Here is a 24834-nt window from a genome sequence, read left to right on the forward strand (position 1 = left end):
GCCAGCTCCGCGCGTGCCTCGCGGTGGTGCCGCGTCGATTTCTGCGGGCGAGTGTACTCCGGGCTGCTGGCCGGCACCACCGGTCGGAGTGACTGAAGGGGCTGGACTCGACGCGCGGATCGGCCCAGAATTCGAATCATGACACCTCCGTCGCGGGCGATCCGGACGCCCGATCAGCGTCTGCGCGTGTTCGTCAGTTCGACCCTCAAGGAGCTGGCGCCTGAGCGCAAGGCTGCTCGCGCCGCCATCGAACGGCTGCACCTGGCGCCGGTGATGTTCGAGCTCGGCGCCAGACCGCACCCGCCGCGCGACCTCTATCGCTCGTACCTCGAGCAGAGCGATGTCTTCGTCGGCCTCTACGGAGACCGCTACGGGTGGGTTGCGCCAGGGGAAGACGTGTCCGGCCTCGCCGACGAGTACCTGCTCTCACCGCGGGCGATGCCGAAGCTCATCTACATCCGCGAGACAGCCGATGGCCGCGAGCCGCGCCTCATCGAACTGCTCGACCGCATCCGGTCCGACGACACAGCATCCTTCAAGTACTTCACCGAGCCCAGGGAGCTGAGGGCGTTCCTCGAGGCGGACCTCGCGACGCTGTTGGCGGAGCGGTTCGACCAGAGCCGCGCGGAGCCCGCCGTCGTGCTGCCCGATGAGCCCCCCGCTGTGCTCGGTCCTGACGACGCTGTGGTCCTTCCTGCGCCGTTGACCGAACTGATCGGTCGAGACAGCGAGCTCGATTCTCTCGAACGGATGCTGCGCAGCAGGTCGACCCGGTTGCTCACCCTCACCGGTCCCGGCGGTATCGGCAAGAGCCGGCTGGCCATCGCCGCCGCCGACAGGGTGAGCGACGCATTTCCAGGCGGCGTGCAATTCGTCGACTTCTTGCCTGTGCACGACCCGACACTGGTGGCGAACACGATCGCGCAGGCTCTCGGCGTGCGCGACATCGGTGACACCCCCGTCATCGAGAAGCTGTCCATGGCACTGAAAGACCGGCGGATGCTCCTCGTACTCGACAACTTCGAGCAGATCGTCGGTGGAGCACCCACGCTGACCGAACTGCTGTCCACCTCTCCTGACCTGACCCTTCTCGTAACCAGCCGCACTCTCCTCAGGGTGTCCGTTGAACACAGCTTTCCCGTCGGACCCCTGCCGGTGCCCGACGCCGGGGTCCAGACAACACCAGACGCAGTGGCACGAGTGCCAGCCGCCGCCCTGTTCATCGAGCGTGCGCACGCGGTGAAGCCTGACTTCGAGGTGACACCGGCCAACGTGGCCGCGATCGTCGGGATCTGCACCGCCCTCGATGGCGTGCCCCTCGCGCTGGAGCTCGCGGCAGCGAAGATCCGAGTGCTGTCGCCAGCGGTCATGCTCGAGCGACTCGACCGTCTGCTGCCGTTCCTGGGTGACGGTCCGCGTGACCTGCCCGCACGGCAGCAGACGCTTCGCAAGACCATTGAGTGGAGCACGCAGATGCTCGGGGAGTCGGAGAAAACCCTGCTTGCCACGATCGGCGTGTTCGAAGGCGGCTTCTCACTCGAAGCCTGCGAGGCGGTCTACGACCCCACCGGCACGGCGGATACGCTCACGGCACTGGGGGCACTCATCGACAGCAGCCTCGTCAGCCAGCAGGACCGCGGCGACCGCTCGTACTTCACCGTCCTCGCCACGGTGCGCGCCTACGCGCTCGAGCAGCTGGACGCCGACGGCTCCCTGGCGGAGATGCGGGAACGCCACGCCAGCTTCTTCCTGGCACTTGGGCAGGAAGCCGAGAGCAGGCTGGAGGGCCCCCTCCAGCATGAGTGGGTACGCCGGCTCGCTGACGACACCGACAATCTCCGGGCGGCCGAGCGGTATTTCCTCGAACGGGAGGATTGGGACCGCGCCGCAGAATTCGCGTGGACGCTGTACATCTTCTGGTGGATCGATGGCCACCACGGGGAGGTGCGCCGCTGGATGGAATCCGTTCTCTCATCCGGGGCACCGCTTGCCGACTTCAGCCGCGCGGTGGCGCTGTATTACTCGCGTGCGATCACGTTCTGGCAGGACCCGGACGGGCAGGTGGTGCCCGGCCTGATCGAGAGTGTCGAACTGTTCCGCCGGACGGGGGACCTGCCCAGTGAGGCGCTGACCCGCATCTCCCTGGCGCTCGCCTTGCTCACATCACCGGTTCCGGACCCGGTCGGGGCAGGAGACCAGCTCGAGTCCAGCCTCGCGCTGTTCCGGGACGCCGGTGACACCTGGGGAGAGGCGATGGCGCTCGTCACCCTCGGCCGGGTCGCGCTGCTGCAACAGGACGTGCAGAGAGCGCTCGAGCGGTTCCAGGGCAGCCTCGACCTCGCCCGGGCGCAGCCGGACGAACTCAGCGAGGCCATCGCCCTGCATCACCTCGGCTGGGCGCAGATTCTCGTCGGTGCGTTTCCAGCCGCGCAGGCATCGTTCGATGAAAGCCTGAGCCTGTCGCTCAGCCTCGCCCACGACGAAGGAATCGCATACGGTCTGGAAGGCATGGTGGCGACAGCGGCCTCCCTGGGCGACGTCGAGCGTGCCGGGCGCCTGCTCGGAGCTTCCGAACGGCTGAGGGAACAGACCGGCCTCTACAACGCACCATCCTTCTCGTTCCACCAGCAGTGGGTCGGACCGATCCTCGAGAGCGAGCGGGCAGCGCTGTTCGAGCAGGCCCGTGCTGCCGGACGCACACTCTCTGCGAAGGCGGCGGCCGAAGAAGCCCTTCGACTTCCCGTCGATGAGCCCCTGAAGGGAGACCTCACAGATGCCTGACCCCGATCCCTCCGTACCGGGTCGCACCCGGCCCGCACGCGGTGATGACGGCATCCGACCGCTCACCAGAGCGGTCGCCGTGCTCGTGCTGCCCTTCCTTGCGGCTGCGTTCGTCCTGCTCTATCTCTTCCCGGCCGACACCGAGCGACTCTTCGCGTGGACCATCCAGCCTCCTCTCACTGCCATGGTTCTGGCAGCGGCATACAGCGGTGGCATCTGGTTCTTCATCCAGGTCCTCAGGCAGCGACGCTGGCACCGCGTGAAATACGGATTTCCCGGAGCGCTGCTCTTCGCCACGCTCCTCGCGCTCGCCACGGTGCTGCACTGGGATCGTTTTCACTTCGGCCACATCTCGTTCATCACCTGGGCGACGCTCTATCTCGTCACTCCGGTCCTCCTGCTCAGCGTCCTGATCATCAACTGGCGCGCGGACCCCGGGAGGCCGGATGACGTCGACACGACGATTCCCCGGCCGGTGCGAATTCTCCTCGCCGTTTTCGGAGCGGCGTCGCTGGTGACCGGCCTTGTGCTGGTTCTCGCACCGACGGTGGCCGTCGGAGCGTGGGCATGGGAGGTCACGCCGTTGACAGCGCGCGTGGTCGGAACGGTTCTCACCCTGCCAGGGACGGTGCACGTCTGGCTGCTGGTCGATTCACGGTGGACCGCCTTCAGATGGATCTTCCAGGCACAGTTGGTCAGCCTGGTCTTTCTCAACCTCGCTGTTCTCCTCTGCCGGGACCAGCTTCTCTGGCAGAACCCCGTCACAGTCCCCGTGGTGGGAACGCTGGTCCTGGCGCTGGTCGCGTACGCCTGGCTGTACCTGTTTTGCGAGCGCCGCGCTCGCCGAACGCGTGGGTCGGCAGAATCGTGAACGCGAGTGGTCCGTGCCATCGCGCACGTCGACACAGACACCGACACCGGGGGTGCAGATGACCGAGTTCGTGGAATCCGCAGACGGAACCCGTATCGCTTACGACATCGAGGGGTCCGGCCCCGCCGTCATCCTCGTCGGGAGCGCCAATCAGTTCCGGGCGTTCGACACCGGGTCCGCCGAGGTTGCGCACCGCCTTGCGGCATCCGGTTTCACCGCCGTCACCTACGACCGTCGCGGCCGTGGAGAGAGCACAGACAGCCTGCCGTACGACGTCGACCGGGAGGTGGAGGACATCGGCGCCCTCCTCGCCGTCGTCGGAGGTTCTGCGGCCCTGTACGGCAGTTCGTCCGGAGCGGTCCTCTGCCTCTGGGCCGCCGCAGCCCTGCCGGGGGTGACGAAGCTCGTGCTCTGGGAGCCGCCGCTCGACCTGGAGAGTGACGGCTCCGAGAATCTGGCCGGACTCCGGGAACGCCTCGCCGCCGGCGATCGCGAGGGGACCGTCGCGTTCTTCATGAGGGACATGCCGCCGCAGTGGTTCGAAGGTGCGAGGAAAAGCGCCGCCTGGCCCACTCTGCTGTCGATCGCTCACACCCTCGCGTACGACGCCGCCGTGCTGGAGAAGGCCGAACGGGGCACGTTCTCCGACCAGTGGGCCGGAGTCACCGTTCCCGTGATCGTGCTGGTCGGAGAAGAGACCCAGCCGATCTTCCCGCCCGCAGCAGACGCGATCGTCGCGGCCCTGCCGAATGCCACCCAGCGCAGGATCGACGCCAGGAACCACGGGTGGGAGCCCGCCGTCATGGCGAAGGAGATCTCCGACTTCCTCATCAGGTGAAAGGCTGTCAACCCCGCGGGGCGGCGGACCGGTCTGAAGGGTGGGCGTAATAGTCTTCGTACTATGTCATTGCTGACGAGTCACCTCGACCTCATCGCCCCCTGGCTGGGCTCCCAACGCTGGTTTGCCAGCAAAGGGCGCCTTCCGGAACTCGAGCTCATCGGCAGTTGGCAGATCCCAGCGGACGACGCTCGTGTGCACACCCACCTGATCATGGACCACAGCGGCGCTGAACCTGTTCTCTATCAGGTACCGGTCACCGAGCGCACGACTCCGCTCCCCGACGCCGACGGCGCCCTGATCGGGCGGTTCCCTGAAGGGGACGAGACCGTCTACCTGTACGACGGGCCGCACGATCCGGCATATGCCGAAGCCCTCCTGCGCATGATCACGGCAAACGCCACCGCGGAGTCGGAGGGGGCCGACGCCACAGGGCGCGCCTTCGGCGCCCTCGAGATCTCGGCTATCCTCGCTGCGCGCGTCCTCACCGGCGAGCAGTCGAACACCTCGATCATCTACCGGGTGACGACACCGGAAGGACCCCTCAGGGTGATCTGCAAAGTGTTCCGTGCCCTCCACGACGGTGACAACCCCGATGTGGTGCTCCAGTCGGCCATCGCCGCTGCCGGGTCCGCGAGCGTGCCGCACTCCATCGGCTGCGTCGTCGGGGAGTGGGACGACATCGGGCAGGCGGCAGGCCGCGCCCGCGGCCACCTCGCCTTCGCCCAGGAATTCCTCGCAGGGGCGGAGGACGCCTGGCGATTCGCGTTGCGCGCCGGAGAAACCGGGGTCGATTTCACCGAGCGCGCGTTCGACCTCGGTGTCGTCACGGCCGAGGTGCACCGCACCCTCGCCACGTCGTTCGGCACCAGTGGGCCGACCCCATCCGACATCGCCGAAACGCTCGGAAGCTGGAAGTCACGGCTTCAGCTCGCCATCAACGAAGTCCCGGCCATCGCCGAACTCCGCGACGTGATCGAGAATCTTTACGCCACGGTCGGGTCCCTCGAGTGGCCCGCCCTGCAGCGCATCCACGGTGACTACCACCTCGGGCAGGTCCTCCTCGCCGACGGCCACTGGATCCTTCTCGACTTCGAAGGCGAGCCGCTCCGCCCCATGCTCGAACGGTCCCGGCCAGACTTCGCGCTCAGGGACGTGGCTGGCATGCTCCGCAGCTTCGATTACGTGGCCGGATCGCTCGGAAGCACGGAGCAGGCATCTGCATGGACCAGTGCGTCGAGGCGCGCCTTCCTCAGCGGTTACATCGAGGAGTCCGGCACCGATCTTCGGGCGCACCGGGAGCTTCTCGACGCGTTCGAGATGGACAAGGCCGTGTACGAGGCCGTGTACGAAGCCCGCAACCGGCCGGACTGGCTGCCGATTCCGCTCTCCGCCCTCCGCAGGCTGGCCGCCCGCGCGCGTTGACCGCTCAGCGGCGCAGCAGCACTCCGCGGGCGAACGCGGCCTGCCCGACGTGCTCGAGGTCATCGGCGAGAACGCTCACCAGGCGGACGCCGAGGGTGACAGCCGGCGTCCAGTTCTCGTCGACGATGCGGTCGAAGTCGCGGTCAGACAGTCCGGAGAGGAAGTGTGCCGTCCTGTCGTGCACTTCGTCGAAATAGCCGAGCAGCAGGTCAGGGGACTCGACGACGACGGCGGCGACGTCATCGCTCGAGTGGCCGTAGCCCGTGTCGGCCGCGGGCAGCGGAAGCCGGAACCGGTCCACCCAGCCGGCGGACAGCCAGATCTGGTCGGTGCCGACCAGATCTGCGATGTGATCGTCCTGGACCCGGGTGAGGTGCCAGATCAACCACGCGATCGTGTTCGCGTCCGGGTCGATGCGCGCCATCAGTGTGCGCGCGTCCAAGCCGTCGACGGCACGGTGGACTCCCTCTCTGACGCGCGCGAAGGCATCCGTCAGCAATTCAGGACCTGTCATGTGTGCTCCTCGGATGTCGATGGATGTCAGGTGGTTGGCGGGCCGCTTCGTCCGACACGCAAGGCGAGCGCGATGAGCGGGAGCTGCAACGGCAGGCGGAGCACGGCGATCACCCGTGCCGCCATCGGCTGGGAGCGCACCACGCGCACCGTGCGGATGTTGGCCGGGAACACCGCGACGAGGAAGACCGCGGAGAGCAGACCGCCAATGTTCCTCGTGCGACGGGCGACCACCAGTCCGGCGAGGGCCCATTCCGCCAGGCCCGATGCATACGTCCAGGACCGGCTGGAGCCGGGCAGGAGACGGGGCACGATCGGATCGAATACGCCGGGGCGCAGGAAGTGAATCGCTCCGGTCACCGCGAACATACAGGCGAGCAGCGTGCTCGCCGTGTTGGAACGCGGGGGAGCCGTCTTCGTACTCATCCAGCCACAGTAGGCGATGCGTGGCCGCCGCGGCGCGGTGGTGTCCGGGCGTGCCGTGCGATCGGGCTACCGGGTCTGTGTCCACCTCGGCGTGCCGGGGATCGCAGGGCCCGTCGGCCAGCGAAGGACGGCCGCGACCCCCGCGCGTTCCGGCAGCCGTCCTGGCCCGACGAACATCAGCCGGGAGTCCGACACCAGGGCGGCGCGTGCGAGCGCGACGGCAGCGGGCACCGACTCGAGCACGGTGGCTCCGAGTGCTTCTTCCGGTGCGGACGCGACCCAGGGCTCCGATGCGAGCGCGAAGAGCTTCCGACTGCCCACCGCTTCGGGATCGAGGAGCATCGTCTCCACCTGACCCTGCTGAAGGGCGTGGATGACCGCGCCGACCCCGACGGCGCCGTTCTCGAAGTCGCCAGCAGACAGCCGGTCGACGGCGGCCGCCTCGTCCGAAGCCTGCAGCTCGTCGAGCTTCTTCGCGACGTGCTCGTTCAGGGCACCCCGTGACGAACCGGCTGCTCTGACGTGCGACGACACGGTCGTCGAGATCTCCCTCGCCGCAGGGGAAAGCTCCTCGGCGAGCAGCTGCACGGCGCGCAGGTCCCCGGCAAGGACGACGAGCCGCGGGCGGAGCTCCCGCACGAGGGAGTCGACGGCGTCGGCGAGCTGGTTCTGGTTCTGCTTCCAGATCTCCTCCGAGTGGTGCTGGTAGCGGCTGTGCGACCACCCGCCCGCCTGCACCTTGTTGAGGCTGTCCGTGCGGCCCTGAACGTCCGTGCGGTGCAACATGGCCGACTGGCTGGCGCGGAACACATGGATCTCGCCGCCCTCACGTCCGGCTTCCGCGATGAGGTAGGTTGCATCGTTCCCGCGACCGATGAGCAAGGGGAGGAGATTCGGCACAGCCGTGTACGCCACGATCTCGGCCGATGCCATCGGCCCAGCGAGGACCTCGTCGATGATGGGCTCCCCGTCGGTCACGACGAGGAACCGGGAGGACGGCCGACCGACACCGGTCGGTTCGGACAGGATCCGGTCGACCACACGGCGGTCGGCGGCGGGGGCGCCGCCAGCGGCGAGCGTGTCCTGGACGGACTGCCTGCGGGCTTCGGCGTCCTGCCCTGAGCCGTCGAAGAGTGCGGCGGCGTCTGCGTGCACGACGGTGGAGCGACTGTCCCGGCGCCACAGTGCTGCCCAGGTTCTCGCCTCTTCAGTCTGGATGCTCCTGGGTGTGGTCTCGTTGTCCTGCGCTGGTCGATCGGCCATGATGTTCCCCTCCAGGCTGCGTCAGCTCCACCCGGGGTCGCGCCATGACGACGACCGCTCGACGGTGTCGCGATCACTTCCATGAAACTCGCGCAGCCCGACCGGCACAAGTCCCACTCGCCTTCCCGTCGGGATCCGGGCAGGCGAACGCGCCTATCAGCCGTCGGGCGGAAAGGGAAGGGAATTCGGACGAATCTGCCGACCGCGGGGTGACGAACTAGATTTGTACCCACACCGCGCGAGTATTCGCGGGTGGAGCCTCTGACAAGGAGATCGATGGAATCCTGGCCCGGAACCGCATACCCCCTCGGTGCGACGTACGACGGCAGTGGCACGAACTTCGCCGTGTACAGCGAAGCAGCACACAAGATCGAGCTGTGCCTCATCGACGAAGAGAACGGAACGGAGACCCGGATCGAACTCCGCGAATCCGAGGCCTTCATCTGGCACTGCTACCTCCCCGAAGTCCAGCCCGGACAGCGCTACGGCTACCGCGTCCATGGCGAATACGACCCGAGCCGGGGCAAGCGCGCGAACCCGAACAAGCTTCTCCTCGACCCGTACGCGAAAGCGACCTGCGGAAAGAACGACTGGAGCCAGGCGCTGTTCTCCTACAACTTCGGAGACCCTGACTCACGCAATGACGAGGACTCGGCCCCTCACACGATGCTGAGCGTCGTCGTGAACCCGTTCTTCGACTGGGCGGGCGACCGGCATCCCCGTGTTCCCTACAGCCAGAGCGTGATCTACGAAGCCCACGTGAAGGGGCTCACCGAGCTCAACGAGGCCATCCCGGAAGCCCAGCGCGGCACGTACTCCGGAATCGCCCACCCCGCGACCATCGAGCACCTGCAGAAGCTCGGCGTGACTGCGATCGAACTGATGCCGGTGCACCAGTTCGTCCAGGACTCCACGCTGCTCGACCAGGGCCTGAGCAACTACTGGGGTTACAACACCATCGGCTTCTTCGCCCCTCACAGCGACTACGCCTCCACGGGCGAGGCCGGCCAGCAGGTCCAGGAGTTCAAGGGAATGGTTCGTTCCCTTCACGCCGCAGGCATCGAGGTCATCCTCGACGTCGTCTACAACCACACGGCAGAGGGAAACCACCTCGGACCCACCCTGTCCTTCCGCGGGCTCGACAACGAGGCGTACTACCGCCTCGAAGAAGACGACATGCGGTACTACACGGACTACACGGGCACGGGGAACACGCTCAACGTCCGGCACCCGCACTCCCTGCAGCTCATCATGGACTCGCTGCGCTACTGGGTCACCGAGATGCACGTCGACGGATTCCGCTTCGACCTGGCCAGCGCCCTTGCGCGCGACCTGTACGAGGTCGATCGTCTGTCGACCTTCTTCGAGCTCGTGCAGCAGGACCCGATCGTCTCGCAGGTGAAGCTCATCGCCGAGCCGTGGGACGTCGGCCCCGGCGGCTACCAGGTCGGGAACTTCCCGCCGCAGTGGACGGAGTGGAACGGCAAGTACCGCGACACGGTTCGCGATTTCTGGCGAGGGGAGCCCTCGACCCTTGCGGAGTTCGCGTCCAGGCTCACCGGCTCGGCAGATCTCTACGAGCACTCAGGGCGTCGCCCCGTCGCCTCGATCAACTTCGTCACCGCGCACGACGGCTTCACGCTGCGCGACCTCGTGTCGTACAACGAGAAGCACAACGACGCCAACGGCGAAGGCAACAACGACGGTGAATCGCACAACCGCTCGTGGAACTCAGGTGAAGAGGGCGAGTCGGACGACCCCGTCGTGCTCGGCCTCCGCGCCAGGCAGCAGCGTAACTTCATTGCGACGATGCTCCTGTCGCAGGGAGTCCCGATGCTGCTACACGGTGACGAGCTGGGCAGGACCCAGCAGGGCAACAACAACGGGTACGCGCAGGACAACGAACTGACCTGGGTCCACTGGGACCAGGCGGACGCCCCACTCATCGAGTTCACCGCAGCCGTCGCGCGGCTCAGGAAAGAACACCCGGTGTTCCGTCGCAGTCGCTTCTTCGACGGGCGCCCCGTCCGGCGCGGCGAGGGCGAACCGCTGTCGGACATCGTGTGGCTCAACCGCGAAGGCGAAGAGATGCAGCCGGAGGACTGGGACGAGGAACTCGCCAAGACCGTCGGAGTGTTCTTCAACGGCCAGGGCATCCGCGAGCGCGATGCCCGGGGTCAGAACGTCGTCGACGTCAACTTCCTGCTCTACTTCAACGCCGACGCCGAGGACGCCGAGTTCACGCTTCCGCCGGAGGAATACTCCGAAGCGTGGGAGATCGTCGTGGACACAGCGGGGGAGGGCGCCGATTCGGTCGCTCGCCCGGCAGGTGCCCTGCAGTCCGTCGCGGCCCGGTCGATGCTCGTCATGCGCGCATACAAGAAGCCTGAAGCCGAACCCGACCACTCGGTCGCGGCTTCGCTGGCGGTGCTGAGCGGATCCCAGCTCACGACGCCGGCCGAAGTCCGCCCCGGCGCCGTCGTATGAGACTCCCGCTCTCGACCTATCGTCTCCAGATCCGTGAAGGGTTCGACCTCGCCGCGGCCGCCGACCTCACCGACTACGTCACGTCGCTCGGGGCCGATTGGCTGTACCTGTCTCCACTTCTCGTGGCCGAACCCGGGTCCGATCACGGCTACGACGTGATCGACCACTCGAGGATCGACCCCGTGAGGGGTGGCGCAGAGGGGCTCGCCGGTCTTTCGGCCATCGCTCGGGCTGCGGGCATGGGCGTCCTCGTCGACGTCGTCCCCAATCACATGGGCGTCGCGACGCCGTCAGCCAATGCGTGGTGGTGGGACCTCCTCGCCCATGGCGAGGAGTCCAGGTATGCAGAGGCCTTCGACGTCGACTGGGCGGCGGCGGGCGGCCGCATCCGCATCCCAGTGCTCGGCGACGGGGACGGCGAACTCGACGCTCTCACGATCGTCGACGGACAGCTGCGTTACTACGACAACGCGTTCCCGCTCGCACCGGGATCGGCGGACGACGGCGCGGATGCCAGGACGGTCCACGACCGGCAGAACTACGAACTGGTGGACTGGCGCCGTGCGGACGCCGACCTCAACTACCGCCGCTTCTTCGCGGTGAACTCGCTCGCGGGCATCCGCGTCGAGGTGCCGTGGGTATTCGCCGAATCACACGCGGAGATCGTCCGCTGGGTCCGTGAGGGACTCGTCGACGGACTTCGGGTCGACCACCCAGACGGCCTCGCCGACCCGGGCGGCTACCTCGACGCCCTGCAGGCGGCGACCGGAGGAACGTACGTCCTCGTCGAGAAGATCCTCGAGGGCGACGAGCAGCTCCCACCGAGCTGGGCCACAGGAGGCACCACCGGCTACGACGCCCTCGGCGACATCGATCGCGTCCTCGTCGACCCAGCCGGTAAGGCCGTCCTCGACGCGCTCGAAGGCAGACTCGAGGGAACGACGACGACGGACATCGACGCCCTCTGGCCCGAGCTCGTCCATGAGAACAAGCGACGGATCGCCGACGGCATCCTGCGCTCGGAGGTCCTGCGGCTCGCGCGGCTCGTTCCCGACATCGTCGGTGCCGACGACGCGATCGCCGAACTGCTGGCAGCCTTTCCCGTGTACCGCTCGTACCTGCCGTTCGGGATCGAACACCTCGAACATGCCGCGCTCACGGCTCGCGAGAGGCGCCCTGAACTGGCGTCTGTCCTCGACGCCCTGGTCCCTGTGCTCGCCGACCCCGAGCATCCAGCGGCGATCCGGTTCCAGCAGACCTCCGGAATGGTGATGGCGAAGGGCGTCGAGGACACCGCGTTCTACCGGTACAGCCGTCTCACCTCGCTCAACGAGGTCGGCGCGGACCCCGGAGAATTCAGCATCGACGTCGCGGAGTTCCACGCCAGGCAGCAGCACCGCCAGGCCACCCTGCCCGCGTCGATGACGACCCTGTCGACCCACGACACGAAACGCGGGGAGGACGTCCGCGCCCGGATCTCCGTGCTGGCAGAGATCCCCGCCGACTGGGAAGCCACACTCGACGAGCTGCGCGCGCTGGCGCCACTCGACGACGGACCGTTCGAGAAACTGCTCTGGGAAGCGGTTCTCGGCGCCTGGCCCGTTTCGCAGGAACGACTCGACGCGTACGCCGAGAAGGCGTCCCGCGAGGCAGGCACATCGACCACGTGGACAGAGCCGGATAAGGCCTTCGAAGCCAGGATGCACGGCCTCGTGGCCGCTGTCTTCGAGGATTCCCGTGTGTCAGGGATCGTCTCCGGACTCGTCGAACGGATCTCGCAGGCGGGCTGGTCCAATTCGCTCGCCGCGAAGCTGATCCAGCTCACGGCACCTGGCGTCCCGGACGTCTACCAGGGCAGCGAGCTGTGGGAGACCTCCCTCGTCGACCCGGACAACCGCCGGCCCGTCGATTTCGACGTGCGTCGCGAGTACCTGTCCCAGATCGACAGGGGCTGGCTGCCGGCCGTCGACGAGACCGGAGCAGCGAAGCTGCTCGTGACGTCGCGGGCACTCCGGCTGCGTCGGGACCATCCCGACTGGTTCTCCCGCTACCTGCCTGTGCCCGCGTACGGAGCGGCAGCCGACCACGTGGTCGCCTTCGACCGCGGAGACGCCGTCACGGTGGCGACCCGCCTGCCGCTCGGCCTCGAGGCTGCGGGCGGATGGGCGGACACGACATTGGAGATCGCCGGCAGGTCCTGGATCGACACACTCACGGGCGAGAGACACAGGGGCGGCTCGGTGCGACTGGCCGACCTGCTCCGGCAGTACCCGGTCGCGCTGCTCGTCGCAGACGAATTCGACGACAACCGAGCGATGGGGGACTGACATGAGCGACGGCATCCGCGTCTGGGCACCCGCTGCCTCGCGCGTCGACCTGAGGATCGGCGACGAGACGCTCGACCTGACCCGGGCGGACGGCGGCTGGTGGGCACGGCCTGGGCTCGACCCGGCGCCCGGCACCGACTACGGCTTTCTCGTGGACGGTGAAGGCCCGTTCCCCGACCCGAGGTCGCGGCACCAGCCCGAGGGCGTGCACGGCCTCTCCCGGGTGGTGGACAGGGACGCACACGACTGGGCGGATGACGCATGGACCGGGCGCCAGCTCGCAGGAGCGGTGATCTACGAACTTCACATCGGCACCTTCACCCCTGAGGGCACGTTCGACGCCGCTGCCCTCAAGCTCGACCACCTGGCGTCGATCGGCGTGGACTTCGTCGAACTCCTTCCGGTGAACGCCTTCAACGGCACACACAACTGGGGTTACGACGGAGTGCTCTGGTACGCCGTCCACGACGGGTACGGCGGCCCCGCAGGCTATAAGCGGTTCGTCGACGCCTGCCACGCAGCGGGGATGGGCGTCATCCAGGACGTCGTCTACAACCACCTCGGCCCCAGCGGCAACTACCTTCCGAAGTTCGGACCATACCTCACCGACGGCCCCGGGAACACGTGGGGGTCTTCCGTCAACCTCGACGGGCCGGACTCAGACACCGTGCGGCGCTACATCATCGACAACGCCCTGATGTGGCTCGACGACTACCACGTCGACGGGCTGAGGCTCGATGCCGTCCACGCGCTCACCGACCACAGTGCAGTGCACGTCCTCGAACAGCTCGCGGATGAGGTCGCCGCCCTCAGCGCATTCACGGGGCGCCCGCTCAGCCTCATCGCCGAGTCCGACCTCAACGACCCGAAGCTCATCACACCGGTCGAAGCGTCCGGTTACGGCCTCGACGCGCAGTGGAGCGACGACTTCCACCACGCCGTGCACGTGGCGGTCACCGGTGAGACGACCGGCTACTACGCCGATTTCGAACCGCTCTCCGCGCTCGGCAAGGTCCTGACCCGTGGCTTCTTCCACGACGGGACCTACTCGAGCTTCCGCGAACGTGTCCACGGCCGACCCGTCGACACCGAACGCATGCCGTCGTGGCGGCTCGTCGTCGCAAACCAGAACCACGATCAGATCGGCAACCGCGCGATCGGGGACAGGCTCACCGCCCAGCTCGATCCTGGACAACTCGCGATAGCCGCTGCGCTCACCCTGCTCGGCCCGTTCACCCCGATGCTGTTCATGGGGGAGGAGTGGGCGGCATCGACGCCCTGGCAGTTCTTCACCTCCCACCCCGAACCCGAACTCGGCCGGGCGACTGCTGAAGGAAGGATCGCGGAGTTCGCGCGCATGGGCTGGGATCCCGACGTCGTCCCCGACCCCCAGGATCCTGAGACGTTCGAACGGTCGAAGCTCGACTGGAGCGAGCCCGCCGGCGGTGACCACGCCAGGGTGCTGGAGTTCTACCGGGCCGCCGCAGACGTGCGAAGGAGACGGCCCGAGTTCACCGACCCCCAGTTCGCGCACACGACCGTCGAGCTCGATGAGGACGAACGCTGGCTGGTGCTGAGCAGGGGAGACGCCGCGATCGTCGTGAACGTCGGAACCGATGTACGCACGGTCCCGGTCCTGCCGTCGGAGATCCTGCTGTCCTTCACGGCAGACGGGTCGGAGATCGGTGTGCCACGCGACGGTCGCATCGAGGTTCCGCCGCACTCGGTCGTGGTCCTCGGCTGATCAGGCGTCGATGGCTGCTGCGAATGCTTCGGCGGCCGGCCGGTTGAAGGCGACGAAAGTGACAGGGATGTCCGTTCCCGCGGCTCGCACCGTCCGAACGGCGATCGACGCGGCATCCGCCATCGGCCAGCTGTAGATCCCGGCGGAGATCGCGGGGAAGGCGATCGAGCTCGCCCCGACCTCAGCGGCCACGCGGAGGCTGTTGCTGTAGGCGGATGCGAGCAGCGCGGAGCGGTCGTCGTCCCGATCCCACACCGGTCCGACCGTGTGGATCACGAATCGTGCAGACAAGCGGCCCGCCGTCGTCGCCACCGCTTCGCCCGTCGGCAGCCCATCGGGAAGGCTGGTCGCCCTCAGTCGACGGCACGCCGCGAGGATCTCGGGTCCGCCAGCGCGGTGGATGGCACCGTCGACGCCGCCCCCGCCGAGCAGCGAACTGTTCGCCGCGTTGACGATCGCGTCGACATCGAGTGCAGTGATGTCGCCTTCGACGAGTTCGATGCGCACCCGGATCCTTCCCTGTCAGGCGCAAGCGTACCGCTCGTCCTTCGTCCGCCCCAGTGGTTGCCCGCGCAGCAGTTCTCGCGGTACACCGGGATCATGACAGATCCCCTCGCACACTGGATGGCCGCCTATCAGACCGCATGGGAGTCGAACGACCCCGACCACATCCGCGCGCTCGTCACCGACGACGTCGTCTACAGGAACGAACCGTGGACGGAACCCTGGCGCGGGGCTGAGGCCGTCGTGACGGGCTGGTTGGCTCGCAGGGACGAGCCGGGCAACCACACCTTCGAGTGGTCTCCGGTCGTCGTCACCGACGACGTCTGGATCGTCGAGGGAACGACGGCGTACACCGACGGCAGGACATACAGCAATCTCTGGGTGATCCGGCCGGGGGCCGGGGGCAGGGCGCACGAGTTCACCGAGTGGTGGATGGACCAGGCCTCACCGTCCTGACCTCAGCGGGCTGCCCGTGGCCCGTCACAGCGAGCGGAGTCGCTCGAGGAGCGGACCGGCCGCCTCTCGGAGGAAATCGTCCTGGCGGCGATCCCCGACCTGCACGATCGCGATGTCGGTGTATCCGGCTTCGATGAACGGCCTGGCTGCCTCCGCGATCTCGTCGAGGTCCGGTCCGCACGCGATCGCGTCCGCGACGTCCTCCGGTCGGACGAACTGTGAAGCGCCGGCGAATCCGGCAGGGGTCGGGAGGTCGGCGTTGACCGCCCAGCCCCCGGCGAACCAGCGGAACTGTTCGTGGGCCTCGGCGATCGCGGCATCCTTGTCAGGGCCCCAGCAGACAGGGATCTGACCGATCACGCGCGCAGCGGATGCACTCCCGCCGTGAGCTGAACGCCAGGATGAGACGAGGTCGGCATCCGGCTCGGTGGAGATGAAGTGGTCGGACAGCGGAGCGAACCTGGCGATGGACTTCTCGCCGGAGACCGCGATGCCGATGGGCACCCCGTCGTCGGGGGCGTCCCAGATCCGGGCGGAATCCACGCGGAAATGGTCGCCGTCCCAGGTGACGAGCTCGCCGGTGAGGAGCTCGCGGATGATGTGCACGGCCTCCTCGAGCATGTCGTGACGGAGGTCCACGGACGGCCAGCCGGTGCCGACGACGTGCTCGTTGAGGTTCTCGCCTGCGCCGAGTCCCAACAGGAAACGTCCCTCGGCGAGGAGCTGGAGGGTCGCCGCCTTCTGGGCGACGACGGCGGGGTGATAGCGGAGTGTCGGACACGTCACGAAGGTTGCGAGGTCGACCCGCTCGGTGGCCTGGGCGACGGCGCCGAGCAGTGTCCAGGCGTACGGCGCATGGCCCTGTTCGGTCAGCCAGGGGGAGTAATGGTCGCTGCAGACCTCGAAGTCGAAGCCGAGCCGCTCTGCCTCGACCGCATACCGCACGAGGTCGCGCGGGCCGCTCTGTTCCGTCATCAGGGTGTAGCCGTATCGTGTCATGGCCCGAACCTGTCATTGCGGGCAATCGGGGTCAAGGGGCTGTGCCTCGACCCCGGTCATGCGGTAGCGGTCAGCCCTGTGGCACGATTTGCTGGAGTGCCCAGCGGTTGCCGTCCGGGTCCGAGAAGAAAACGAAGCGGCCCCAGGGCTGGTCGTCGACCTCAGTGGCATCCACCCCGTTCTTCAGCAGGTGTTCCCTGGCTGCGTCTGCGTCCGGCACGACCACCTGGATACCCGTCTGCGACCCGGGTGCCATCTCCGTGATCCCCTCGCCGATGACGATCGAGCACGCCGAGCCAGGGGGTGTCAGTTGCACGAAGCGCAGGCCCTCCGACACGGGGAAATCGTGGTCGGCGTGAAATCCGACCTGGTCGACGTAGAACGCTTTCGCCCGGTCGACGTCGGTGACCGGGACGGCGATGAGTTCGATTTTCCAATCCATGGAATCCTCCTCAGGATGTCTTGTCGTTTCGAGCCTAGGAAGCCATCAGGACCCATCGTGTCCTCATTCCGCGTTGTTTTCCAGGCCCCCTCGCGATCCCGGATCCGGTGTGCCATCGTGAACGGAGTCATCGAAGACAACGAAGAAGAAGGAGCGAACCATGTTCACACCCGTCCACGGATTCAGCGGATTCAGCGTGTCTGACATCGACGCCGCCCGGTCGTTCTACTCCGGACAGCTCGGTCTCGCGGTCGCCGACGACGAGATGGGTATGCTGCGGATAACGCTGCCGGGAGGGGCCGATGTCATGGCGTATCCGAAACCCGACCATGTACCTGCATCCTTCACGATCCTCAACTTCCTCGTCGCAGACGTCGACGCAGCTGTCGACGCTCTCAACGGCAAGGGGGTCGCCACGAAGATCTACGACGACGCCGACCTTCCGACCGATGACAGGGGGATCATGCGCGACAACGGCCCGACGATCGCCTGGTTCCGCGACCCGTCTGACAACGTGATCGCCGTCATCGAGGACCCGACCCTGTAGCGGCTCGGCCCTGGTCGGTCACCGGGCCGAGCAAGGAGTTCGCTACGGTCGAGTGCGCGGACTCCGGGTCGCTGGGGTGAAACAGCCCGGCAAGGGAGTCCCGGTACAGGCGGGACAGCTCACCGTCGGCGTCGTATGACCCTCCGCCTGCCACGCGGATGGCCGTCTCGACGACCCCGCGGCTGACATCCACCGCCCGGGTCTTTGCACCGACGAGCAGACGGAACCAGGCAGCGCCGTGGTCGGCGAGTGTGTCGACATCGGCAGCGAGCGAGTCCAGTTGCGGCGCGATCGAGTCGAGCCCGATGGCGGCGTCTGCGAGCTGCCAGCGAATGTCGGGGTCATCGGCGTAGCTGCGGCCGTCATGCTTCATCGACGTGCGCCGGCGCGCAGCCTCGACCCCGAGTTCCAGCGCACGGTCTCCGATTCCCGCGTAGACGGCGCCGATCAGCAGCAGGAAGTTGCTGAAGATGCCGAAGATGTACGGGTGGGCGCTCGGCCCGACGGGGAGCACCCTGGCGATGCGCTCAGCCGGAACCCGTGCGCCCGTGAGTTCGGTGGTGAAGGACTGGGTGGCCCGCATCCCCAGCGGGTTCCAAGCGCCGACCGCGCGGTGTCCTTCCGTCTCCCTGGTGAGATAGCCGTGCACCAGCGTCGGATTGGCCGGGTCGGAGTCGTCGCGGCCGAAGACACCGAGGCGGGTCCAGGCCGGAGAGAGCGACGTGAAGATCTTCCGTCCTGTGAAAGAGAAAGAGCCGTCTGGCCCGGGCTTGGCAGCCGTCCGTGAGTCGAACATGACCTCGTCGTTCCCCGCTTCGCTGTTCCCGAACGCGAACAGTTCGCCGCGGCTGGCGTCGTCGAGGATCCAGTCCAGGCCGGAATCGCCCCGAGCGTGCAGGACCCTGGCCACCCCGACCACGACGTGGTGCATGTTGACCCCGAGTGCGGTTGCCGGCGCGTAGCGGGCGAGCAGCCTCTGGTTCCTGACCGCGTCGCCGAGGGACTGAGGAGCGAGGTACCCGGCCGCGCGGAGCTCGTCGAGATCCTCGGTGAAGAACCGGTTGTCCCGGTCGTATTCCGGTGCCCGCGAGCGGATGCGCTCGAGCAGGTCGATCGGCAGGTCGGTCACCGTCCCAGACTAGCGAACCACGTCAGTCCAGGAGGTTCCCTTCCGAGTCCCTGCCTCGAAGTTTCTCCATGTCTCGACGCTCCCGTTTGGTGGGCCTGCCGGCCCCGCGGTCGCGCATCGGACGCAGCGCCACTTCCTCGCGCGGTGGGGGAGGAGGGGTCTTGTCGACGAGGCATTCGGCGGCCACGCTCGCGCCGACGCGTTTGACCACGATCCTCGCCACGACCACGATCCGGTCGAAACCGCCCTCACGAACCCGGATCTCGTCGCCGATCCGCACCGGGTGCGATGCCTTCACGCGTTCGCCGGCGACGCGGACGTGCCCGGCCCGGCAGGCCGTCGTCGCCATCGACCTGGTCTTGTAGACACGGACCGCCCACAACCAGCTGTCGACGCGCGCGCTCGGAACCGGGGTGTTCATCGTTCGAGCCTACGGGCGCTGTCGGCCATCGGCCGACAGCAGGGTGTAGCCCCTGAGCACGGCCGACTCGATGATCTCGACCGGAAGTCGCGACGCAGACGCGACACGTTCGCTCGCGGATTCGATGGGCTCTGACCTGTCGAAGGCCTGGCGGATTCCGTCGGCGACGACCCGCAGGGTGCGGGCCTGGTCGATGAGGAACGCCCGATCCACCGCAGTTCCGTGCCCGGGGATCACGACGTCGCCCTCCCCGACCAGATGGGAGAGGTCGTGGAGCACGTCGGGCCAGTCGAGCGGAAAGCTCCCCGACCCGTACATCGGCGGTCCCGACTGTTCGACGACGTCTCCGACAAGCCATGCGCCGGCGTCAGGCACTTCGACGATGAGGTCTGTGTCGGTGTGGCCGGGGGCAAGCGGATGCAGACGCACGATCCGCCCGCCGAGGTCGATGTCACGTGTGGCGGAGACAGCGACGGTTGGCGGGGTGAGCACGACATCGCGCCAGTCGTACTGCGGGGATGCCGCAGGGTCGGCCCTCCACGCCGTGAGGCGCAGCCGCTCGTACTCGTCGAAGTGCCGGGGGATGAGGTGGTGACCGAAGATCTCCGCGTCGGTGAAGACCTGGTTCCCGAAAGTGTGGTCGTAGTGGGCATGGGTGTTCACCACCCACCGGACCGGGAGACGGGTGAAGGCAGCGACATCGTCGCGGATCTCACGGCCCTCCCGGGGATTGCAGCGCGTGTCCACCAGGAGGACTCCGTCGTCGCCGACCACGAGGCACACCGAGATGTCGAGCGGATCGTAGCGCCGCTGGTAGACCCGGTCTGCGACTTCGTTCCACGATGACATGGGACGATCCTACGGCGGTCGGACCGGTGTCAGACGATCTCGAAGTAGTCCAGGTCGAGGACGTCCTTGGGAGTCGGTTGAGCGGAGGGTTTGCTGGGCTGGAGCGCGCGCGTCTTCGCTTCGAGATCCTCGACGATCGCCGCGTCGGTCGGATCCTCGCCGTCACTCGCGGCGGGCATCGAGAACAACTGGCTCGACGGCCCGACGAGGAGGTGCGCGTGACCGGAGATCGTTCCGTCCGTGACGATCGGGATGGCGATGATGTCGGCCTTCCCCGAGTCCGCGAGGGCCTGCGCGTACCTGAGAACGGCTTTGCACATCACATCGCCGGTCAGTAGTGATCCGCTGGAATAGAAGAGTCGTCTCATGCGGTCGACTGTCCTCTGGTCGGGCAATCTGCTCAAGGGCCTTGTGGAGTGGAGCCCGGATCGATACGGCCCGCGAGGAACGCGAGAGCCCGGTGGTGCACGCCCCGTGTCAACCCCCAGGGTGGAATTGGTGAGCAAGCTAGGGTACAAGGTGGATTGGTGTCTTCCCTCTCCGTCTGTGCAACTTCGAAAGGTCCCGGATGGGAAAGCTCTTCTATGACTCGACGCTGACCGTCGACTTCGATGACCGGGTGCTCGCGCACCTCCAGATCGTGATCGGCGCGAAACTTCGACGAGGCGAATCCTTCTATTTCAGCTGGAAGGACGACCCGGGCGTCGGCGACGGGAGAAGCACGATCTGGCTCGCTCCGAACATCCCGCTCCATTACAAGTACTTCGGCTCGCGCCTTCCCGCCCTCAACCGGGAGTGGATCATCGTTCTGAGTGCATCCTCGAACTCGGCAGGCGGCCTCCAGATCGTGCCTGAGCCGAAGCCGTCGAACGGTCCGAGCGAGGACCCCCAGTGAAGCGCATCGAGGTCATCTACGGTGGCGTGAAGTACACGATTCCGAACCGGGATCTCGCCGATGTCCAGAAGGAGATCACCGACGCGATTGCCGAAGGGTCAGTGCACTGGCTCGAGGCGAACAGCGGCGAAGGCATCCTCGAGCCGGCGCATCTTCTCATCGGCAGCGGTGTTCCCATCGTTGTCGTCGACGTGATGGCGACCGTGCACTCCGAGAGCGACAGCCCGCTCTAGCTCTTCCCGATCGTGCGGTTCTCGGCGCTGATCATCCATGCGTACTGTTCCAGTTTCGCGATGATGGCGTGGAGGATGTCTGCTGACGTCGGATCTTCCTCGTCGACCTGGTCGTGTACGTCGCGCATCGTGCCGACGGCTGCCTCGATCCTGACGGTGATGAGGTCGATCGTCTTCGCGGTGTCCACTTCGCCACCGGGGAATGCCGGAAGAGTGGTCGTGGCCGCGACTGAGTCGCTGCGGCCGTCCGGGGTGGCGTGCAGCGCCCGCATCCGTTCGGCGACCTCGTCCGAGAATTCGCGGGCGGCTTCGACGACCTCGTCGAGCTGGAGGTGAAGGTCGCGGAAGTTCTTCCCCACGACGTTCCAGTGTGCCTGCTTGCCCTGCACGTGGAGTTCGATGAGGTCGACGAGCACCTTCTGCATGCTGTCAGCGAGTTCCTTCGATGCCGTGAACCCCCGCTCAGGCTTCTGCCGCCTCGTGGTCTTCGCTCCAGTGGCTGACGAGCCCGGTCGTTCCCGTGTTGCAGTTGACATGGAGAAGTCCTTTCGAGGTATGTGCGGCATCGGACACGTTAGAGGTTCCCCGTGAAGCGGCTCAAGGCCTTGCATTCCCTCACGAAGCTGCTACCGGTAGCCCGAGTCGCTAGGGGTTTCCTGCGGAATTCGCAAGTGCGAGGTGAGGAGGGGTTCCTCTGCCTAAGGTGAACTATGCCCGTGCACGTACGAACGATCCAGACCGCGCTGCCGCCGACCGTCCTGGTGCAGTCAGAAGCCCGCGAGGTCTTCGGTTCGCAGCCAGGCCTGACCCGCCTGGGTGAGCGACTCGTGCGCACCTCGTTCGACGTGTCAGGTATCGAGTCCAGACGCAGCGTCATCCGTGATTTCGACCCGGAGTCAGACAGCGACCCGGTCTTCTTCGACCCGTCTACCGGCTCGCTGCTGTCCCCGTCGACTCGGGTGCGCAACGATTTCTACATCCAAGCGGCTGGTCCGCTCTTCGCCGAAGCGGCCAGGGCCGCCATCGACGCCTGCCCGGATGTCACGGCCGACGACATCACACATGTCGTCACCGTCTCGTGCACCGGGTTCTACGCGCCGGGGCCCGACTACGAACTGGTCAGGGAACTCGGGTTGCGGACGACCACCCAGCGCTACAACATCGGCTTCATGGGTTGTTACGCCGCTTTCCCTGCGCTGAGGGCGGCTGCGGCGTTCTGCGCGGCCGATCCCGAGGCCGTCGTGCTCGTGGTGTGCTGCGAACTGTGCACGATCCACGTGCGGTCGTCGAACGAGCCCGACCAGATCGTGGCGTCGTCCGTCTTCGCTGACGGAGCCGCAGCGGCGATCGTCACGTCACGGCCTCCGGCGACGGATGCCCCCACCCTGACGATCGACCGGCTCGCGAGCGAACTCACCCCGGTGGGTGAGAAGGACATGGCGTGGACCATCGGCGACGACGGATTCGAGATGGTGCTCAGCGCCGCAGTGCCGAAGATCATCGACAGCTACATCGAGGGTGCCCTCGAGCCGCTGCTCTCGCCTGACCCGCACCTCGCTGCCGACCCGGCCGTCGGCATCCGGCATTGGGCGATCCACCCGGGCGGCCGAAGCATCCTCGACAAGGTCGAATCGAAACTCGGGCTCACCGAGAGCCAGCTGGAGCCGTCGCGCAAGATCCTGCGCGAGTACGGCAATATGTCGAGCGCCACAGTGCTGTTCGTGCTGAAGGAGATCCTCGACGCCGACGGCGGTACGGACGACGAGCGCGTGTGCGCGATGGCGTTCGGTCCTGGCCTCACGGTGGAGACCGGGCTGTTCACCCGGGTCACCGCGGCTCGATGACCGTCGTTGTGCCTGGGGTGCTTCCCGACCTCGCCCGCCGCAACGAAGATCTCGTCGAGCTGATGGATGAGCCGCTCTGCGACCTCGACACCCTGTTCAGGACCTATGCGGCATTCCCGGCCGTCAACCGCGTCGTCGCCGGGTGGCGGTGGACATACGCGACCCTGCTTCGGCCACGATTCACCGGGCCGGTGCACACCGTGGTCGACGTCGGGGCCGGCGGGGGAGACGTGGCGAGGGCGCTGATCCGGTGGGCGCGGAGCGACGGCGTCCGCCTGGAAGTCACCGCGATCGACCCCGATCCCCGAGCCGCCGCCTACGTCGAGACGCTGCCGACGGTCGACGGATTCGTCTATCGCCGCTGCTCGAGCACCGAACTCGCCGACGAGGAATCCCGGTTCGATTTCGTCGTGTCGAACCACGTGCTGCATCACCTCACCGCTGCGGAACTCGGCACCGTGCTCGCGGATTCCGAGCGCCTCGCCCGGATCGCCGTCGTTCACAGCGACATCCGCAGGTCTGCGGCCGCGTACCTGCTGTTCTCCGCCTTCACCGCCGTCGGATTCAGCGGGTCGTTCATCCGTGAAGACGGACTGCTCTCGATCCGCCGCAGCTACCGTCCCGCAGAGCTCGGTGCCGTCGTGCCTCCTGGGTGGACGGTGAGCGGGCAGGTGCCGTTCCGGGTGCTGCTCACGAAGGACAGGATGCGCCCTGGTGCGTGACGTCGTCGTCGTCGGCGCTGGACCCGTCGGCAGCTTCGTCACCGCCCTGCTCCTGGACGCCGGACTCGACGCCATCGCCGTCGATGCCCGTGCGGAGGAGGCGCGCCACTCGCGGGCAATCGGCATCCACCCGCCGTCGCTGGTCCTGCTCGACGCCATCGGGGTCGCCGCGCCCGTTCTCGCCGCCGGCGTCCAGATCCGCCGCGGCGTCGCGCGCACCCGCGGGGCAGACCTCGGCACCCTCCGCTTCGCAGAGGAGGACGCCCCGCCGATCGTCGCCCTTCCCCAGCACGTCACCCAGGCACTGCTCGATGGTGCCGTTGAGATCCGCCGTTCCGACGGCATCCGCCGTGGCGTTCGCGTCACCGGGCTCTCGCGAACCGGCGGGGCGCTCATCGCGCGCGGAAGCGACGCGAACGGGCCGTGGGAGGAGCACACACGGTTGGTGGTGGGCGCAGACGGCGCTGACAGCGTCGTGCGACGGCTGGCCCATGCCAGGGGATCGACGCGCCACTATCGTGACCGGTATGCGATGGGTGACTTCGCCGACACCAGCGGCGACGACGCCGTCGCCGTGCTCCACCTCGAGCGCGGCGGAATCGTGGAGTCGTTCCCGCTGCCGGGCGGCATCCGTCGTTGGGTGGCGCATGTGGGGACGGATGTCGCCGGGCCAGCGGCCCTCGCGAGCCTCATCGCCGAGCGGACCGGAACAGGGCCAGACGCTGCGACCGCGACGATGTTCAGCGCCTTCACTCCGAGAAAGACGTCGGTCGCGAACCTCGCCGGCCCCGGTATCGTGCTCATCGGTGACGCCGCCCACGAGGTGAGCCCGATCGGCGGGCAGGGCATGAATCTCGGGTGGGCGGATGCCGCCGGGCTCGCCGCGATCCTTCCCTCCGCGCTCCTGCCGGGAGACGATGGCGCGTCCATCCGCGCGTTCAGCCGTGACCGGCTCGCGGTCGCGCGTCGTGCTGCGCGTCAGGCCGAGCTCAACATGATCCTCGGTCGCCCGGCTCCTGGGCCGCTTCAGGCCGCTCGTTCAGCGTTCGCCCGGGTGGCGTCGCGTTCACCGGTGGGCGACCACCTCTCGCGGGTGTTCACCATGGCGGCTCTCTGAC

25 protein-coding genes are annotated in these 24834 nt (G+C 67.3%); 14 read left to right on the top strand and 11 right to left on the bottom strand.

Going from position 1 to position 24834, the window contains the following annotated elements; genetic code table 11:
• Nucleotides 1-138 precede the first annotated feature (138 nt).
• The 4 genes from AC1M0F_RS00840 (at nt 139) to AC1M0F_RS00855 (ending at nt 5915) form a co-directional block, all read left to right on the top strand.
• Nucleotides 139-2781 carry an ATP-binding protein gene (locus AC1M0F_RS00840; RefSeq protein ID WP_480236316.1) on the top strand — a complete coding sequence of 881 codons (2643 nt, stop codon included), beginning with the start codon at nt 139-141 and terminating at the stop codon, nt 2779-2781.
• Nucleotides 2774-3652 carry a hypothetical protein gene (locus AC1M0F_RS00845; protein ID WP_480236317.1) on the top strand — a complete coding sequence of 293 codons (879 nt, stop codon included), beginning with the start codon at nt 2774-2776 and terminating at the stop codon, nt 3650-3652. The genes AC1M0F_RS00840 and AC1M0F_RS00845 overlap by 8 nt, the downstream gene beginning before the upstream one ends.
• 58 nt (nt 3653-3710) lie before the next feature.
• Nucleotides 3711-4490 carry an alpha/beta fold hydrolase gene (locus AC1M0F_RS00850; RefSeq protein ID WP_480236318.1) on the top strand — a complete coding sequence of 260 codons (780 nt, stop codon included), beginning with the start codon at nt 3711-3713 and terminating at the stop codon, nt 4488-4490.
• Between the two features lie 63 nt (nt 4491-4553).
• Nucleotides 4554-5915, top strand: coding sequence for a maltokinase N-terminal cap-like domain-containing protein (locus AC1M0F_RS00855; RefSeq protein ID WP_480236319.1), 1362 nt, complete (start codon nt 4554-4556; stop codon nt 5913-5915).
• Between the two features lie 4 nt (nt 5916-5919).
• Here the strand turns inward: AC1M0F_RS00855 and AC1M0F_RS00860 are convergent, their stop codons facing one another.
• The 3 genes from AC1M0F_RS00860 to AC1M0F_RS00870 form a co-directional block, all read right to left on the bottom strand.
• A complete protein-coding gene (locus AC1M0F_RS00860; protein WP_480236320.1) occupies nt 5920-6429 on the bottom strand; it encodes a mycothiol transferase in 510 nt (169 codons plus the stop codon).
• Between the two features lie 26 nt (nt 6430-6455).
• A complete protein-coding gene (locus tag AC1M0F_RS00865) occupies nt 6456-6854 on the bottom strand; it encodes a DoxX family protein (RefSeq protein ID WP_480236321.1) in 399 nt (132 codons plus the stop codon).
• Nucleotides 6855-6920: 66 nt separating this feature from the next.
• Complete coding sequence (locus AC1M0F_RS00870; protein ID WP_480236322.1) at nt 6921-8117, bottom strand: baeRF2 domain-containing protein; 1197 nt, start codon at nt 8115-8117, stop codon at nt 6921-6923.
• A 276-nt stretch (nt 8118-8393) separates the two neighbouring features.
• On the opposite strand from AC1M0F_RS00870, the gene glgX reads away from it, so the two are divergent.
• From glgX to treZ, 3 genes are read left to right on the top strand one after another with little or no spacing between them, the layout of a single operon-like run.
• Nucleotides 8394-10604 carry a glycogen debranching protein GlgX gene (glgX, locus tag AC1M0F_RS00875; RefSeq protein ID WP_480236323.1) on the top strand — a complete coding sequence of 737 codons (2211 nt, stop codon included), beginning with the start codon at nt 8394-8396 and terminating at the stop codon, nt 10602-10604.
• The gene (gene treY, locus AC1M0F_RS00880; RefSeq protein WP_480236324.1) at nt 10601-12931 is read left to right on the top strand and encodes a malto-oligosyltrehalose synthase; all 2331 of its coding nucleotides are present in this window, start codon (nt 10601-10603) and stop codon (nt 12929-12931) included. Before glgX ends, treY begins: the two co-directional genes overlap by 4 nt.
• A gap of 1 nt (nt 12932) precedes the next feature.
• Entirely contained in the window at nt 12933-14675 is a 1743-nt protein-coding gene (treZ, locus tag AC1M0F_RS00885; RefSeq protein WP_480236325.1) for a malto-oligosyltrehalose trehalohydrolase, read from the top strand.
• On the opposite strand, the gene AC1M0F_RS00890 is transcribed toward treZ, so the two are convergent.
• Entirely contained in the window at nt 14676-15182 is a 507-nt protein-coding gene (locus AC1M0F_RS00890) for an O-acetyl-ADP-ribose deacetylase (RefSeq protein WP_480236326.1), read from the bottom strand.
• Nucleotides 15183-15275: 93 nt separating this feature from the next.
• Between AC1M0F_RS00890 and AC1M0F_RS00895 the strand changes: the two genes are divergently transcribed.
• Nucleotides 15276-15635, top strand: a complete 360-nt coding sequence (locus AC1M0F_RS00895) for a nuclear transport factor 2 family protein (protein ID WP_480236327.1) — start codon at nt 15276-15278, stop codon at nt 15633-15635.
• 24 nt (nt 15636-15659) lie between these two features.
• On the opposite strand, the gene AC1M0F_RS00900 is transcribed toward AC1M0F_RS00895, so the two are convergent.
• A complete protein-coding gene (locus AC1M0F_RS00900; protein WP_480236328.1) occupies nt 15660-16634 on the bottom strand; it encodes an LLM class F420-dependent oxidoreductase in 975 nt (324 codons plus the stop codon).
• Nucleotides 16635-16704: 70 nt separating this feature from the next.
• Nucleotides 16705-17076: a VOC family protein gene (locus AC1M0F_RS00905; protein WP_480236329.1), complete on the bottom strand. Its 372-nt coding sequence runs from the start codon at nt 17074-17076 to the stop codon at nt 16705-16707.
• Between the two features lie 160 nt (nt 17077-17236).
• Here AC1M0F_RS00905 and AC1M0F_RS00910 point away from each other — a divergent pair, with 160 nt between their 5' ends.
• The gene (locus tag AC1M0F_RS00910) at nt 17237-17623 is read left to right on the top strand and encodes a VOC family protein (RefSeq protein ID WP_480236330.1); all 387 of its coding nucleotides are present in this window, start codon (nt 17237-17239) and stop codon (nt 17621-17623) included.
• Here the strand turns inward: AC1M0F_RS00910 and AC1M0F_RS00915 are convergent.
• Genes AC1M0F_RS00915 through AC1M0F_RS00930 form a run of 4 tightly spaced genes read right to left on the bottom strand, consistent with a single transcriptional unit; the run spans nt 17601 to nt 20390 of the window.
• Nucleotides 17601-18752 carry an acyl-CoA dehydrogenase family protein gene (locus AC1M0F_RS00915; RefSeq protein WP_480236331.1) on the bottom strand — a complete coding sequence of 384 codons (1152 nt, stop codon included), beginning with the start codon at nt 18750-18752 and terminating at the stop codon, nt 17601-17603. The genes AC1M0F_RS00910 and AC1M0F_RS00915 overlap by 23 nt on opposite strands.
• Before the next feature lie 22 nt (nt 18753-18774).
• On the bottom strand, nt 18775-19173 hold the full coding sequence (locus AC1M0F_RS00920) for an RNA-binding S4 domain-containing protein (RefSeq protein ID WP_480236332.1): 399 nt from the start codon (nt 19171-19173) through the stop codon (nt 18775-18777).
• A 9-nt stretch (nt 19174-19182) separates the two neighbouring features.
• Nucleotides 19183-20022, bottom strand: coding sequence for an MBL fold metallo-hydrolase (locus AC1M0F_RS00925; RefSeq protein WP_480236333.1), 840 nt, complete (start codon nt 20020-20022; stop codon nt 19183-19185).
• A 29-nt stretch (nt 20023-20051) separates the two neighbouring features.
• Entirely contained in the window at nt 20052-20390 is a 339-nt protein-coding gene (locus AC1M0F_RS00930) for a hypothetical protein (RefSeq protein ID WP_480236334.1), read from the bottom strand.
• Nucleotides 20391-20590: 200 nt separating this feature from the next.
• On the opposite strand from AC1M0F_RS00930, the gene AC1M0F_RS00935 reads away from it, so the two are divergent.
• Both AC1M0F_RS00935 and AC1M0F_RS00940 read left to right on the top strand, forming a co-directional pair.
• Nucleotides 20591-20917 carry a DUF7882 family protein gene (locus AC1M0F_RS00935; protein WP_480236335.1) on the top strand — a complete coding sequence of 109 codons (327 nt, stop codon included), beginning with the start codon at nt 20591-20593 and terminating at the stop codon, nt 20915-20917.
• Complete coding sequence (locus tag AC1M0F_RS00940; RefSeq protein ID WP_480236336.1) at nt 20914-21150, top strand: hypothetical protein; 237 nt, start codon at nt 20914-20916, stop codon at nt 21148-21150. The genes AC1M0F_RS00935 and AC1M0F_RS00940 overlap by 4 nt, the downstream gene beginning before the upstream one ends.
• On the opposite strand, the gene AC1M0F_RS00945 is transcribed toward AC1M0F_RS00940, so the two are convergent.
• Nucleotides 21147-21686 (bottom strand): Dps family protein, encoded by a 540-nt coding sequence (locus tag AC1M0F_RS00945; RefSeq protein ID WP_480236337.1) that lies wholly within the window; start codon nt 21684-21686, stop codon nt 21147-21149. The genes AC1M0F_RS00940 and AC1M0F_RS00945 overlap by 4 nt on opposite strands.
• Before the next feature lie 174 nt (nt 21687-21860).
• On the opposite strand from AC1M0F_RS00945, the gene AC1M0F_RS00950 reads away from it, so the two are divergent.
• The 3 genes from AC1M0F_RS00950 to AC1M0F_RS00960 are packed head-to-tail and all read left to right on the top strand — an operon-like array spanning nt 21861 to nt 24833.
• Nucleotides 21861-22994, top strand: coding sequence for a type III polyketide synthase (locus AC1M0F_RS00950; protein ID WP_480236338.1), 1134 nt, complete (start codon nt 21861-21863; stop codon nt 22992-22994).
• Nucleotides 22991-23716, top strand: coding sequence for a methyltransferase domain-containing protein (locus AC1M0F_RS00955; RefSeq protein ID WP_480236339.1), 726 nt, complete (start codon nt 22991-22993; stop codon nt 23714-23716). The genes AC1M0F_RS00950 and AC1M0F_RS00955 overlap by 4 nt, the downstream gene beginning before the upstream one ends.
• Nucleotides 23709-24833: an FAD-dependent oxidoreductase gene (locus AC1M0F_RS00960; RefSeq protein WP_480236340.1), complete on the top strand. Its 1125-nt coding sequence runs from the start codon at nt 23709-23711 to the stop codon at nt 24831-24833. Before AC1M0F_RS00955 ends, AC1M0F_RS00960 begins: the two co-directional genes overlap by 8 nt.
• Nucleotide 24834 lies beyond the last annotated feature (1 nt).

The organism is Mycetocola sp. Y719, assembly GCF_056713205.1.